Origin of the sequence: Streptomyces sp. NPDC001843, from assembly GCF_042891955.1 — a bacterium.
In the GTDB taxonomy this organism is placed as follows: domain Bacteria; phylum Actinomycetota; class Actinomycetes; order Streptomycetales; family Streptomycetaceae; genus Streptomyces.
In genome coordinates this window covers 35,180-47,284 of the sequence record NZ_JBIATQ010000004.1, presented here as the reverse complement: position 1 = coordinate 47,284, position 12,105 = coordinate 35,180, and the positions used below count along the sequence as shown (strand labels likewise).

The 12,105-nt window shown below is 71.5% G+C and carries 15 protein-coding genes; 5 read left to right on the top strand and 10 right to left on the bottom strand.

The genetic code is table 11. The features are described 5' to 3' along the window. Position 1: 1 nt before the first annotated feature. On the bottom strand, positions 2-1,177 hold the full coding sequence (locus tag ACFYZQ_RS11630) for an FAD-dependent monooxygenase (RefSeq protein ID WP_389144893.1): 1,176 nt from the start codon (positions 1,175-1,177) through the stop codon (positions 2-4). A 98-nt stretch (positions 1,178-1,275) separates the two neighbouring features. Between ACFYZQ_RS11630 and ACFYZQ_RS11625 the strand changes: the two genes are divergently transcribed. From ACFYZQ_RS11625 to ACFYZQ_RS11615, 3 genes are all read left to right on the top strand, one after another. Further along, the gene (locus ACFYZQ_RS11625) at positions 1,276-1,866 is read left to right on the top strand and encodes a TetR/AcrR family transcriptional regulator (RefSeq protein WP_389144890.1); all 591 of its coding nucleotides are present in this window, start codon (positions 1,276-1,278) and stop codon (positions 1,864-1,866) included. A 68-nt stretch (positions 1,867-1,934) separates the two neighbouring features. Then, positions 1,935-2,447, top strand: coding sequence for a DinB family protein (locus tag ACFYZQ_RS11620; RefSeq protein ID WP_389144887.1), 513 nt, complete (start codon positions 1,935-1,937; stop codon positions 2,445-2,447). Between the two features lie 113 nt (positions 2,448-2,560). Then, the gene (locus ACFYZQ_RS11615; protein WP_389144884.1) at positions 2,561-3,040 is read left to right on the top strand and encodes a hypothetical protein; all 480 of its coding nucleotides are present in this window, start codon (positions 2,561-2,563) and stop codon (positions 3,038-3,040) included. Positions 3,041-3,064: 24 nt separating this feature from the next. Here ACFYZQ_RS11615 and ACFYZQ_RS11610 read toward each other — a convergent pair whose 3' ends face one another. The 7 genes from ACFYZQ_RS11610 to ACFYZQ_RS11580 all read right to left on the bottom strand — a co-directional run bounded on the left by ACFYZQ_RS11610 (position 3,065) and on the right by ACFYZQ_RS11580 (position 9,144). Beyond that, complete coding sequence (locus ACFYZQ_RS11610; protein WP_389144881.1) at positions 3,065-3,589, bottom strand: hypothetical protein; 525 nt, start codon at positions 3,587-3,589, stop codon at positions 3,065-3,067. Positions 3,590-3,694: 105 nt separating this feature from the next. After that, positions 3,695-4,378, bottom strand: coding sequence for a uracil-DNA glycosylase (ung, locus tag ACFYZQ_RS11605; protein WP_389144878.1), 684 nt, complete (start codon positions 4,376-4,378; stop codon positions 3,695-3,697). A 124-nt stretch (positions 4,379-4,502) separates the two neighbouring features. Continuing rightward, positions 4,503-6,080 carry an ABC transporter substrate-binding protein gene (locus tag ACFYZQ_RS11600; protein WP_389144875.1) on the bottom strand — a complete coding sequence of 526 codons (1,578 nt, stop codon included), beginning with the start codon at positions 6,078-6,080 and terminating at the stop codon, positions 4,503-4,505. A gap of 199 nt (positions 6,081-6,279) precedes the next feature. Then, on the bottom strand, positions 6,280-7,041 hold the full coding sequence (locus ACFYZQ_RS11595) for an SDR family oxidoreductase (protein WP_388803647.1): 762 nt from the start codon (positions 7,039-7,041) through the stop codon (positions 6,280-6,282). Positions 7,042-7,060: 19 nt separating this feature from the next. Continuing rightward, positions 7,061-7,822, bottom strand: coding sequence for a 3-oxoacyl-ACP reductase FabG (fabG, locus tag ACFYZQ_RS11590; protein ID WP_389144872.1), 762 nt, complete (start codon positions 7,820-7,822; stop codon positions 7,061-7,063). A 126-nt stretch (positions 7,823-7,948) separates the two neighbouring features. Next, positions 7,949-8,365 carry a DUF3037 domain-containing protein gene (locus ACFYZQ_RS11585; protein ID WP_389144869.1) on the bottom strand — a complete coding sequence of 139 codons (417 nt, stop codon included), beginning with the start codon at positions 8,363-8,365 and terminating at the stop codon, positions 7,949-7,951. Next, positions 8,362-9,144: a HipA family kinase gene (locus tag ACFYZQ_RS11580; RefSeq protein ID WP_389144867.1), complete on the bottom strand. Its 783-nt coding sequence runs from the start codon at positions 9,142-9,144 to the stop codon at positions 8,362-8,364. Before ACFYZQ_RS11580 ends, ACFYZQ_RS11585 begins: the two co-directional genes overlap by 4 nt. Before the next feature lie 172 nt (positions 9,145-9,316). On the opposite strand from ACFYZQ_RS11580, the gene ACFYZQ_RS11575 reads away from it, so the two are divergent. Next, positions 9,317-9,829 carry a Rieske (2Fe-2S) protein gene (locus ACFYZQ_RS11575; protein ID WP_389144864.1) on the top strand — a complete coding sequence of 171 codons (513 nt, stop codon included), beginning with the start codon at positions 9,317-9,319 and terminating at the stop codon, positions 9,827-9,829. Between the two features lie 9 nt (positions 9,830-9,838). Here the strand turns inward: ACFYZQ_RS11575 and ACFYZQ_RS11570 are convergent, their stop codons facing one another. Next, positions 9,839-10,483, bottom strand: coding sequence for a cysteine hydrolase (locus ACFYZQ_RS11570; RefSeq protein ID WP_389144861.1), 645 nt, complete (start codon positions 10,481-10,483; stop codon positions 9,839-9,841). Between the two features lie 160 nt (positions 10,484-10,643). On the opposite strand from ACFYZQ_RS11570, the gene ACFYZQ_RS11565 reads away from it, so the two are divergent. Then, a complete protein-coding gene (locus ACFYZQ_RS11565; protein WP_389144854.1) occupies positions 10,644-11,111 on the top strand; it encodes a pyridoxamine 5'-phosphate oxidase family protein in 468 nt (155 codons plus the stop codon). Positions 11,112-11,139: 28 nt separating this feature from the next. Here ACFYZQ_RS11565 and ACFYZQ_RS11560 read toward each other — a convergent pair whose 3' ends face one another. Further along, complete coding sequence (locus ACFYZQ_RS11560) at positions 11,140-12,042, bottom strand: LysR family transcriptional regulator (protein WP_389144851.1); 903 nt, start codon at positions 12,040-12,042, stop codon at positions 11,140-11,142. Positions 12,043-12,105 lie beyond the last annotated feature (63 nt).

Below are 12,105 nucleotides of genomic sequence, written 5' to 3'. Positions count from 1 at the left end.
CCTAGCGGTTGCGTGCTGGTGTCCTCCCGGCAGCATACGGGGGGCTCCAGTCGGCGATCCCGTCGAAGCCGCGCAGCAACAGCGCCGGGGCGGCCTTCGACAGCGCGGTGATCGCGGTGTCGCGTACGGCGGCGGCGACCCGGCTGCCGGCCATGCTCATACCGGCGGCCCGGACGGCCCGGCGGGCGATCGCGGTCGTACGGGGAAGTCTGGCCGCCGTATAGGCGGGGAGGTCGCCGGCGAGCAGGGCCAGGACGACGGCGTCCTCGACGGCCTGGTTGCCGCCCTGCCCCAGGGTGGGCGGCATGGCGTGCGCGGCGTCACCGACCAGGGCGGTCCGGCCGCGGTGGAAGGCCGGCAGCGGCTCGGCGAGGTGGTGGACGTCGTGGCGGAGCACGCCCTCGGGGCGCGCGGCGGCGAGGACGGCCGGGATCGGGTGGTGCCAGTGACCGAACCGGCGCAGCAGCTCGGCGCGTTCGTCGTCCGGGGCGCGCTCCCCGGCCGGGGCGGTGGCGGCGGCGTACGCGTACACCTGGCCGTCCTTGAGCGGGTGCGTGCCCCACAGGCACCCCCGGCCCCAGGTCTCGTGCGAGGCGAACCGCTCACCGGGCGCCGGGGTCAGCACCCGCCAGGTGGTGAAGCCGGCGTACACGGCGCCCGGGTGCCCGGGGAACAGCAGGCCCCGCGCGCGGGAGTGGACGCCGTCCGCGGCCACCACCAGGTCGGCCTCCAGATCGTCGTCGGCGGTGGTCACACGGGCGGGCCGGCCGCTGTCGCCCGGGTCGGCGAGGGTCGCCGTGGCGTCGGCGCGGACGGTGCCCGGCGGCAGCAGGGCTGCCAGCGTGGCGACCAGGGTGGCGCGGTGCAGCAGGACGAGGGGGCCGCCGAAGCGTGCGGCGGCCGCCTCGGCGTTGGAGCGGGACAGCCAGCGGCCGCGCGGCGTGCGCAGCCCTCCGTCGCCCTGCCAGGCGGCCAGGTCGCGTATTTCCTCACCGATGCCGAGGAGGTCCAGGGCGCGTAGCGAGTTCGGCGCCAGGGAGATGGCCGCGCCGACCGGCTCCAGGGAGCGCGCCCGTTCCAGGACGGTGACCTGCCACCCCTGCTGGTGCAGGGCCGCGGCGGCGGTCAGGCCTCCGATGCCGCCCCCGATCACGACGGCGCTCGACGACTGTGCCATGGCTCCTCCAACGGCGCGGAGCATCCGCGCACTACAAGTGTAGTTCGGCAACGCCTCGAAGGTACTACATGTGTAGTCGAAGAGGTAGGTTGACCGGCATGTCCGTACACACCCCGAGCGCCTCCCGCGCCGATCTCGTCGCCGACACCGCCCTCGCCCTGCTCGCCGAACGCGGCATGCGCGGGCTGACGCACCGGGCGATCGACGAGGCCGCTGGACTGCCGCAGGGCTCCACGTCGAACCTGGCGCGGACCCGGCAGGCGCTGCTGGAACTGGCGGTGCGCAGGCACGCCGAGCGGGAGGCGCGCGTACTGGCCCTGGAGGAGCTGCCCGATCCGCGCGGCGGCGCGGACGCGCTGGCGGACGCCCTGGCCCTGGCCGCGCACCGCTCGATCACCCGGCACCGCGCGCTGCTCGTGGCCCGCTACGAACTGGCCCTGGAGGCAGCCCGCCGCCCGGAACTGCGCGCCTTCTACGATGCGACGGGCGCCGTCTTCCGCGAACAGCTGACCGCGATGCTCGACGCCGCGGGCTCGGCCGACCCCACCCGGCATGTGCTGTCGCTGGTCGCGTGGGCGGACGGCTTGATGTTCAGTTGCGTGGCCGGGTCGTTCAACGCCGAGGCGCCGAGCCTGGCGGACGTGCGGGCGGGGATGCGGGAGCTGCTGCGGGGGATGCTCGGTGGCTGAAAGGAACCGCCGTTCTCGGCCGGGAAATCCCGTGGTGAAGGGCGGCGGGGGTGGGTCAGGATGCGGGCATGACGATCACACGTGAAGAGCCCGCCCAGAACGCCGACGAACGCTCCATGCTGGAGGGCTGGCTGGACTACCACCGGCGGACGCTGGCCTGGAAGTGCGAGGGCCTGACGGACGAGCAGTTGCGGACCGCGTCGGTGGAGCCGTCCGAGCTGTCGCTGCTGGGGCTGGTGCGGCACATGACCGAGGTGGAGCGGTGGTGGTTCCACGAGGTGCTGCTGGGCGAGGACCCCGGGGTGCTCTACTGCACCGAGGACGACCCGGACGGCGACTTCCACCTCACCGGGACGGAGACCTGGGACGAGACCCGAGCCGCCTGGGAAGCCGCGATCGAGACGTCTCGGCGCCACGCAGCGGCCCTGACCCTCGACGACTTCTCCAAGATGCGGGGCAGGACGACCGGGGAGCCCTTCAACCTCCGCTGGATCTACACCCACATGATCGAGGAGTACGCCCGCCACAACGGCCACGCCGACCTGGTCCGGGAGCGACTGGACGGCGCGACCGGCGACTGACGTCAACCGCGGCACAGCCGTACTCCCCGTACGGGGCACGAGATCACCCGTGCGGGGCATCATCCGCTCCCGTACCGTTTCCAACCCGGGCCCCAGCCAGCAGAGTTGCGCGCGTGCATCGTACGACGACCACCGCAGCGCTCCTGGCCACCGTGGCCGTCTCGGCCCTCTCCGGCTGTGTGACGGTCCAGCGCCCGCCGGCACCCGGCCCGCCGCAGGGCTCCGCCCCGTCGCAGGCACCGGTGCCCCGGCCGGACGGCAGCGCCCAGCCGCGTGCCGTGCAGGCACCGGTACGGGAGGCGCTGGAGATGGTCGGCCCGTCCCGTCACCCTCAGCAGCGCACGTCCCCCGCTCCGCGTCCGCCGGTGGACCCGCCCACCACCCGGCAGCCGCCATCCCGTGTGCAGCCCCCTCCGCATCCGCATCCCCGCCCCCACCGGCGCAGGCCCCCGGAGCAGCCGCACATCGAGGTCCCGGACTTCTCCCGGACGGCGCCGAAGTCCCCGGACGTCTGCGCCCTCGGCAGGAAGTACGGCGGCTGGCGCCCGGACAGTCCCGAGGCGACGATCTGCGAACAGGCCTATCGGCGCTGACCGGGGCGGGCCGGGGCGGGCCGCCTACGTCGGGCGCTGCCTCGGCGGTCCCCAGGGTCCCCCTCCGGCGGAACCCCCCTCCGCGAGCCGCACCTCCAGCCTGCTGATCGCCGCGCGCACCCCGTCCCCGTACCGGTCGTCGCCGAGTGCGCCGGCCGCCCCCCGGGCCTGGCGCAGATGGGTGCGGGCGGCCTCGCGGTGGCCGAGCTTCACGTAGTCGGCGGCGAGGTTCAGATGCAGGCTGGGGTAGAAGGCGCGCACCGCCGCCGGACTGCCGTCCCCGGGCGCGTGGGCCTCGGCCAGCTCCTGAGCCGCCGACAACGCCCGCAGGTCCCAGGCGAGTTCGTCCGAGGGGTCGTCCTGGGTGTCGGCCAGGTAGTGGGCCAGCGTGCAGCGGTGCAGTGGGTGCCCGTCCGCTCCCAGCTCCGCCCACAGGTCCAGGAAGCGGCGCCGGGCCTCCTCACGGTCCCCGCCGTGATGCAGCATCACGACCTGCCCGATCCGGGTCAGCACGGCGTCGGGCGCCGTCTGCTCCTGTCGCTCCGCCACCGCGTCCTCCGGGCACACTAGGGGCCTGTCCCGGACGACGCTAACCGGCGGCACCGGCAAACCCGGTCAGGCGGCCCCGTACGACACGGGGCCGCCGGGTCGCGGTCAGCCGAGATCGGGGATCGTCCAGTCGATCGGCTCGTGGCCCTGCGCGGCGACCGCCTCGTTGATCTGCGTGAACGGACGCGAGCCGAAGAACTTCTTGGCCGACAGCGGCGAGGGGTGCGCGCCCTTCACCACGGCGTGCCGCTCGGCGTCGATCAGCGGGAGCTTCTTCTGCGCGTAGTTGCCCCACAGCACGAAGACCGCCGGGTCGGGGCGGTCGGCCACGGCCCGGATCACCGCGTCCGTGAACCGCTCCCAGCCCCGGCCCTTGTGCGAGTTGGCCTCGCCGCCCCGGACCGTGAGCACCGCGTTCAGCAGCAGGACGCCCTGCTGGGCCCACGGCATCAGATAGCCGTTGTCCGGGATCGGCGTGCCCAGCTCCTCGTGCATCTCCTTGTAGATGTTGCGCAGCGACGGCGGGATCCGCACCCCCGGACGGACCGAGAAGCACAGGCCATGGCCCTGGCCCTCGCCGTGGTAGGGGTCCTGACCGAGGACGAGGACCTTCACGCTCTCGTACGGCGTGGCGTCCAGCGCGGCGAAGACCTCCTCCCGGGGCGGATAGACGGGACCCTTCGACCGCTCCTCCTCGACGAACTCGGTCAGCTCCTTGAAGTAGGGCTGCTGCAGTTCGTCGCCCAGAACCCCGCGCCAGGACTCGGGCAGCATGGCGATGTCGGTCACGTCAACGTCCTCACGATGTCAATCAACTACGGCGTGCGGTCACTTCCAGGCTTCAGAACCTACAGGCGACCACTGACAACGGGAGCCCGCCCTCGGAAAAGCACCCCTGACCAGCAGCTGCCGACTACCAGCTGGTCTTCCGGTGCAGCTCCCACATCATCATGATCGTGGACGGGTCGAGCGCCTGCTCTCCGCCGGAGATGTCGTCGCTGGCCGCCACGTACTGGCGGCCCTGCCACAGCGGCAGCAGCCGGGCGTCGTTGACCAGGATCTGCTGCGCCTCCTGGAACTCCTTCACGACCTTGGCGCGGTCGCTCTCGCGGCGCGACTCGGGCAGCAGGGTCTTGGTGATCTTCGGCGACGGGTAGGGCGTGCCCAGCGCGTTCTGCTCGCCCACGAACGGGGCGATGAAGTTGTCCGCGTCCGGGAAGTCCGGGAACCAGCCGCGCCCGAACACCGGGTACTCACCGTTCTCGTACCCCTGCACGTACGTCTTCCACGGGCGGCTCTTCAGGGTGATCGTGAACAGGCCGGAGCCGTCCAGCTGCCGCTTGAGCTCCTGGAACTCCTTGGCGGTCTCCGAACCGTAGCGGTCGGTGGTGTACCAGAGCGTGAGCGGGACGCGCTGGTGGATGCCCGCCTTGGTGAGGATCTCGCGGGCCTTGGGGACGCTGGGGTCGCCGAAGTCGTCGAAGAAGCCGGTGGTGTGGCCCGTCAGCCCCGCGGGGACCATGGAGTACAGCGGGTCCACGGTGTCCTTGTACACCTTGTGCGCGATGGCGGCGCGGTCGACGACCTGCGCGACGGCCTTGCGGACGGCCGGGTTCTTGGCCCAGGGGTCCTTGGGGTTGAACACCAGGTAGTTGATGTCCGTGCCGGCGCCGTCCACCAGCTGGAGGTCGGAGGAGTCCTTGCTCTGCAGGGCGACGATGTCGTCGGCGGCGAGGCCGCGGTAGGTGACGTCGATCTGCTTGTCCTTGAGCGCCTTGACCATGGTGCCGGAGTCCCGGAAGTAGCGGATGGTCACCGCGTCGTTCTGGCGCTGGGCGAAGCCCTGGTAGTGGTCGTTGCGGACCAGTACGGCCTTCTCGCCCTCCCGGTACGACTGGAGCTCGTAGGGCCCGGATCCGTCGACCTTGCCGTCCTTGCGCAGCGACCTGGCGGGGTAGTCGTCGGGGTCGACGATGGACATGGCCGGGGTGGCGAGCACGAAGGGGAAGGTCGCGTCGGGCTTGTTCAGGTGGAAGACCACCTGGCGGTCGCCGAGCACCTGCACCCGGTCGAGGCTGCCGAGCAGTCCGGCGGGGCCGGTCTTGGCGTTGATGGTGCGGATGCGGTCGATGGAGTACTTGACGGCCTGGGCCGTGAGCGCGTCGCCGTTCGAGAACTTCATGCCGGGGCGTATCTCGCAGCTGTAGGTGCGGTAGCCGGAGTCGGTGAACTTGCAGCTCTTGGCGGCGTCGGGCTGAGGGGTGGTGGCGCCGCCCGGGTAGGCGAGGAGCGTCTGGTAGATGTTCCGGAACAGCTCCCAGGAGCCGTCCCAGGACGCGGCCGGGTCCAGGGTGCTGGGGGCGCTGGTGGTCCCCACGACGATCGGCCCCTCGCTGTTCGGGTCGCTCGCGGAGAAGACACTGCACCCGGCCATCAGGCCTATGGACGCGACAGCCGCCACTCGTCTCAGGCATCGCTTCCGGTTGAACACGCGCACGCTCCTCGATCCGCCATACCAAGGGTCGGCAGACCTTACCGCAGCGTTCCGCGCCCTGAACCACCCTGTGACCAGCGCCCTTGATCAACTGTGCTATGACGACGTTGTCACCGGACCGTGCGGGCCCGGTACTACGCAAAACGGGCGTCTTCCCCGCGAGGAAGACGCCCGAAGCGCTGTGCCGGCCGTGCCGTCAGCCCACGCCGGCGTTCAGGAAGATGCCGCCGTCGACCACGAGCGTCTGCCCGGTGATCCAGTCCGACTGCACCGAGGTGAGGAACGCGGCGGCGCCGCCTATGTCGGAGGGCACACCGAGCCTGGCGAGCGGGTAGGCGGCGGCCGCCTCCGCCTCGCGGCCCTCGTACAGGGCCTGCGCGAACTTGGTCTTCACGACGGCCGGGGCGATGGCGTTGACCCGCACCTTGGGCGCGAACTCGTGCGCCAGCTGCTGGGTCAGATTGATCATCGCGGCCTTGCTGACGCCGTAGGCGCCGATGAACGGCGAGGGCGCGAGGCCGGCGACCGAGGCGATGTTGACGATCGCGCCGCCGTTGTCCTTCTGCCAGGCGTGCCACGTCTTCTGCGCGAAGCCGAGCGCCGAGATCACGTTGGTCTCGAACACCTTGCGCGCGACGTCCAGGTCGAGGTCGGCGATCGGCCCGAAGACCGGGTTCGTACCGGCGTTGTTGACCAGGAAGTCGATGCGGCCGAAGGCCTCCATGGTGCGCTCGACGGCCTCGGCCTGGTGGGCGAGGTCGTGCGCCTTGCCGGCGACGCCGATGACCCGCTCGGCGCCGAGCTGCTCGACAGCCTCCTTCAGTGCCTCCTCGTTGCGGCCGGTGATGCACACCCGGTCGCCGCGCGCGACCAGCGCCTCGGCGACGCCGTGGCCGATGCCGCGGCTGGCGCCCGTGACGAGGGCGACCTTGCCGGAGAGTTCGGGAAGTTCAGTCATGTCCGTGATCCCCAGGGTTCTAGTCGAGCGGTCCGCCGGCCACGTACAGCACCTGGCCGGAGACGAAGCCGGCGGCCTCGCCCGTGAAGAACGCGATGGCGTTGGCGATGTCCTCGGGCTCACCGACGCGCTGGACGGGGATCTGGGTGGCGGCGGCGGCCTTGAACTCCTCGAAGCCCATCTTGACGCGCTCGGCCGTGGCCTTGGTCATCTCGGTGGCGATGAAGCCGGGGGCGACGGCGTTGGCGGTGATGCCGAACTTGCCCAGTTCGATGGCGAGGGTCTTGGTGAAGCCCTGCAGGCCCGCCTTGGCGGCGGAGTAGTTGGCCTGACCCCGGTTGCCCAGCGCGGAGGAGGAGGACAGGTTGACGACGCGGCCGAAGCCCGCGTCGACCATGTGCTTCTGCACGGCCTTGGTCATCAGGAAGGAACCGCGCAGGTGCACGTTCAGGACGGTGTCCCAGTCGGAGACGCTCATCTTGAACAGCAGGTTGTCACGGAGCACGCCCGCGTTGTTCACCAGGATGGTGGGCGCGCCGAGTTCCTCGACGATGCGCGCCACGGCCGCCTCGACCTGCGCCTCGTCGGAGACGTCGGCGCCGACCGCGATGGCCTTGCCGCCGGCCGCGGTGATCTTCTCGACGGTGTCCTTGCAGGCGGCCTCGTCGAGGTCGATCACTGCGACCGCGCGACCCTCGGCGGCCAGGCGCACGGCGGTGGCGGCGCCGATGCCGCGTGCCGCGCCGGTGACCACGGCGACCCGCTGCTCAGTGGTGGACATTGCTGGTTCTCCTCGCCCTAGAGAAGGTGCGCCCGTTTGGTGAGCGACCGCTTAGTACCTTCAGTACACGTGACGCTAGAAGCCGTGGCACCCGGTGTCAACGGCACACCGGGTGCGTGTGATCCATTACCTCACCAGGAGGTCCAGCAACCGCGCAGCCTCGCCCGCCGGATCGGTGGTGAGCCCGGTGTGGACCGGGCCTGGCTGTACGACCGTGGAGCGGGGTGCGATCAGCCAGCGGAAGCGCCGCCCGGCGTCGTCGCCCGCCGCCTGCCCGGCCGCCGCCCCGCCGGTGCACACCCCCTCGACGGCCCCGAGCGCGGCCCGGACGCCGGCCACGTCCGCGGCGGGGTCCAGGGCCAGCAGCCGGGCCTCGTCGAGGTGGGTGCGGGCGCCGACGTACGCCTTGGCGCGGCAGTAGACGACCACGCCGGCGTTGATGCACTCGCCCCGCTCGACACGGGGTACGACCCTGAGCAGCGCGTACTCGAAGACGTCGCGGTCGCCGCCCTGGCCCGCCCTGGTGATGTGACGCTCGGTCATTTGTGCCCCTTGGTGCCTTCGATGCCTTCGATGCCTTCGATGCGCCCATGGATGACGGCGGCTCGCGCTAGCAGCGGCCGGGCGTACGCCCGCCGGAGGTCGTCCGGGGTGGCGAAGCCCGGCTCGTCGGCCAGCCAGGCGTCGGGGATCTCGGCGGTGACCTCGGCGAGGAGCTCCTCGGTGACCAGGGGCGCCAGCTCGGCGGCGGCGCGCGCGACATCCGGTGCGAACCGTACGAGGGCGTGGTCCGAGGCGTCGTACGGGCGGGTGGCGGAGGTCTCGGCGGAGGGCCAGTTGTGGTGCCAGATCATGGTGGCGCCATGGTCGATGAGCCACACCTCTCCCCCGCGCACCAGCAGGTTCGGGTTGCGCCAGGAACGGTCGACGTTGTTCACCAGCGCGTCGAACCAGACGATCCGCCCGGCCTCCGCACGGCTGACCGTGAAGGCGAGCGGGTCGAAGCCGAGGGCTCCGGAGAGGAAGTCCATCCCGAGATTGGTGCCGCCGCTGGACCTGAGCAGTTCCTGCACCTGCTGGTCGGGCTCGCCGAGCCCCAGCACCGGGTCGAGCTCGATCGCCACCAGCCGGGGCATCCGGAAACCGAGACGGCGGGCCAGTTCGCCGCAGACGACCTCGGCGACCAGGGTCTTGCGGCCCTGGCCGGCGCCGGTGAACTTCATGACGTACGTGCCGAGGTCGTCGGCCTCGACGAGCCCCGGCAGCGAGCCTCCCTCACGCAGGGGCGTGATGTAGCGGGTCGCGGTGACTTCCTTGAGCATCGCCCCAGGTTACTGGCCTGCGCCGAAGGCCGGACCGACAGCGCGGCCACAGCTCCGGCTTACGCGGGCCTCATCTCCGGGAGGACAAGATCTCGATGCCGTCTGAACAGGTGGTGCTCCGAGACCGTACCCCTGGACGGATCACGAAAAGCTCCGCGGAAGGGAACCCCTCATGACCAGCGCATCGCCCACTCCCGCAGCCGGACCGGCCCGCCGTACCGTCGTGGCGGCGGCCGGAGCGGCGGGACTCGCAGCCGCGCTGGCTGCCTGCGGCTCGGACGACGATTCGTCGAACACCTCCGGCGCGGCCGGGTCCTCCGGTACCTCCACCGGGGCGGCGGGAGCCGCCGGCTCCGGCACCGCGCCCAACGAGCAGGCGAGCGGCGGCAGCGCCGGCGGCACGGCGCTCGCCAAGACCTCGGACATCCCCGAGGGCGGCGGCAAGGTCTTCAAGGACCAGGGCGTGGTGGTCACGCAGCCGACCGCGGGTACGTACAAGGCGTTCTCGTCCAAGTGCACCCACGCGGGATGCGCGGTGGGCAGTGTCGCCGACGGTGTCATCGTCTGCCCGTGCCACAACAGCCACTTCTCCGCCGCCGACGGCAGTGTGAAGCAGGGCCCTGCGACCCAGCCGTTGGCCGCCGCGAACATCACCGTCTCCGGGGACGAGATCAAGCTGGCGTGAACGCGGGCGTCAGCCCCGCCGACGCGGCCGTCCGAGGCAGCCGAGCACCTCGTTCGTCGTCGTGACCGTGGCGACCAGCGCGAGGGTGTTGCGGATCATCACCGGGGTGTATTCAGGGGGCACCCCGGCGATGGCGTCGGCGGGCACGACGGCGGTGTAGCCGAGGTTCACGGCGTCGAAGACGGCGTTGGGGACCGCCACGTTGGCCGACACCCCGGTGACGACCAGCGTGCGGCAGCCCAGGTTGCGCAGCAGCGCGTCGACCTCGGTTCCCTGCACGGGCGACAGGCCGTGCAGCCGTCGTACGACGATGTCCTCGTCGGCCACCTCGATGGGGGCCGCGACACGCACCGCCGCGGTGCCGGACAGCTGCTGGACCGGAAGCCGTTCGGCGGCACGGAACAGCCGGGCGTTGCGGCCGGCGCCCCGGCCGTCGGGGCGGCGTTCGGCGATGGCGTGGATCACCTGGACGCCACTGTCGTGCGCGGCGGCGACCAGCCGGGCGACGTTGCGCAGGGCACCGGAGGAGCGGGCCTGACTGGCGAGTTCGGGCAGCGCGCTGTCGGGGCCGACCACGCCCTGCTGGCACTCGACGGTGAGCAGGACGGTGCTCGCGGGTTCGAGAAGCTCACCGAGCTGCTCGCGGGACACCATGAGACCCTCTTTCGCCGGGTTGCGGGGCGGGCGAGACTAACGGCCATTGCGCACGAGGGGAAGACGACCCATTCTTTTCTGACGTGATGTCAGAGGATCTAGGCGCCGGACAGGACCCGGACCGTCTCCTCTGGCACGACGTGGGAGAAGAGGGGGACGCATGACCGCCACTCAGCGCCGGGGCCGCAAGATCATGATGACAACGGGTGAGGTGGACGAGTTCCTCACCACCCAGCGCACCTGCCGGGTCGCCACCGTGTCGGCGAACGGCGCTCCGCACGTGAGTGCCCTGTGGTACGCCTGGGACGGCGTGTCGCTGTGGCTGTACTCCGTGGTGCGCAGCAAGCGCTGGACGGACCTCAGTCGCGATCCGCGGGTGGCGATCGTGGTCGACTCGGGTGAGGAGTACGAGCAGCTGCGCGGTGTCGAGCTGACCGGCACGATCGAGTTCGTGGGCGAGGTGCCCCGGATCGGCGAGCTGTGCGCCGAACTGGACACCGCCGAGATGCTCTTCGCCCGGAAGAACTTCGGCCTGGACGAGATGCCCCACGACGGGCGGCATGCCTGGGCCCGGCTGACACCGGACAAGATAGTCTCCTGGGACTTCAGCAAGCTGGGGCCCGCGTAGGACGGCCGGGACGGCTCAGCCGACCTTCTCAGCCGACCTTCTCGGCCGCCGTCCGCAGGGCCTCGACCGCCGCCCGGATCGACGGGCGGCGGTCGGCGTCCGCACGCCAGACGACGTAGACATGGCGGCGTACCCGCTGCCTGAGCGGGACCGTGACGACGCCGGAGGGCACCGGATGGCGGCCCAGCAGCGGCGCGATGCACACGCCCAGACCGGCTGCCACCAGGCCGAGCTGGGTGTGGGTCTCGGCCGCGCGGTGGCCGACGATCGGCTCGACGCCGCGTGAGCGCAGGGTGAACATCAGCCATTCGTGGCAGAACTCGCCCTCGCCCCAGGTGATCCACTCGTCCTCGGCGAACTCCCCGAGGTCCACCTCGTCCCGGTCCGCGAGCGGGTGGCCGACCGGCATGGCGACGTCGGCGGGGTCGTCCAGGAGGGGCGCCTTGACGAGGCCGTCGGGCACCGGCATCGGCTTGTTGTACCAGTCGAGGACGACGGCGAGGTCCAGGTCGCCGCGGACCACGCCGGCGACGCCGTTCTCCGGCTCCAGTTCGCAGGAGCGCACCCGTAGCGCGGGATGCAGGGCGCGCAGACCTGCGAGGGCGGCGGGGAACAGGCCGCGTGCGGCGGTCGGGAAAGCCGACATTCGCAGCTCGCCGGCGACCTGGCCCCGGTGCGCCTCGAGGTCGGACTGAGCGAGCTCCACCTGGGAGAGGATGCGTGCCGCGTGCTCGGCGAGCAGCCGACCACCGTCGGTGAGCCGGACGCCACGCCCGTTCTTGGCGAGCAGCTGCTGACCGACCTCCCGCTCCAGTTTGCCCAGTTGCTGGGAGACCGCGGACGTCGTGACGTGCAGCGCCTCGGCCGCGCCGCTGACGGAGCCGTGCCGGGCGAGGGCGTCGAGGGTACGCAGGCGCTCCAGGTTCAACATGTAAGTAATACTAAGGCGTACAGCTGTGGAAATCTCAATTGTGCTACGAGGTTCGCTGCAGCA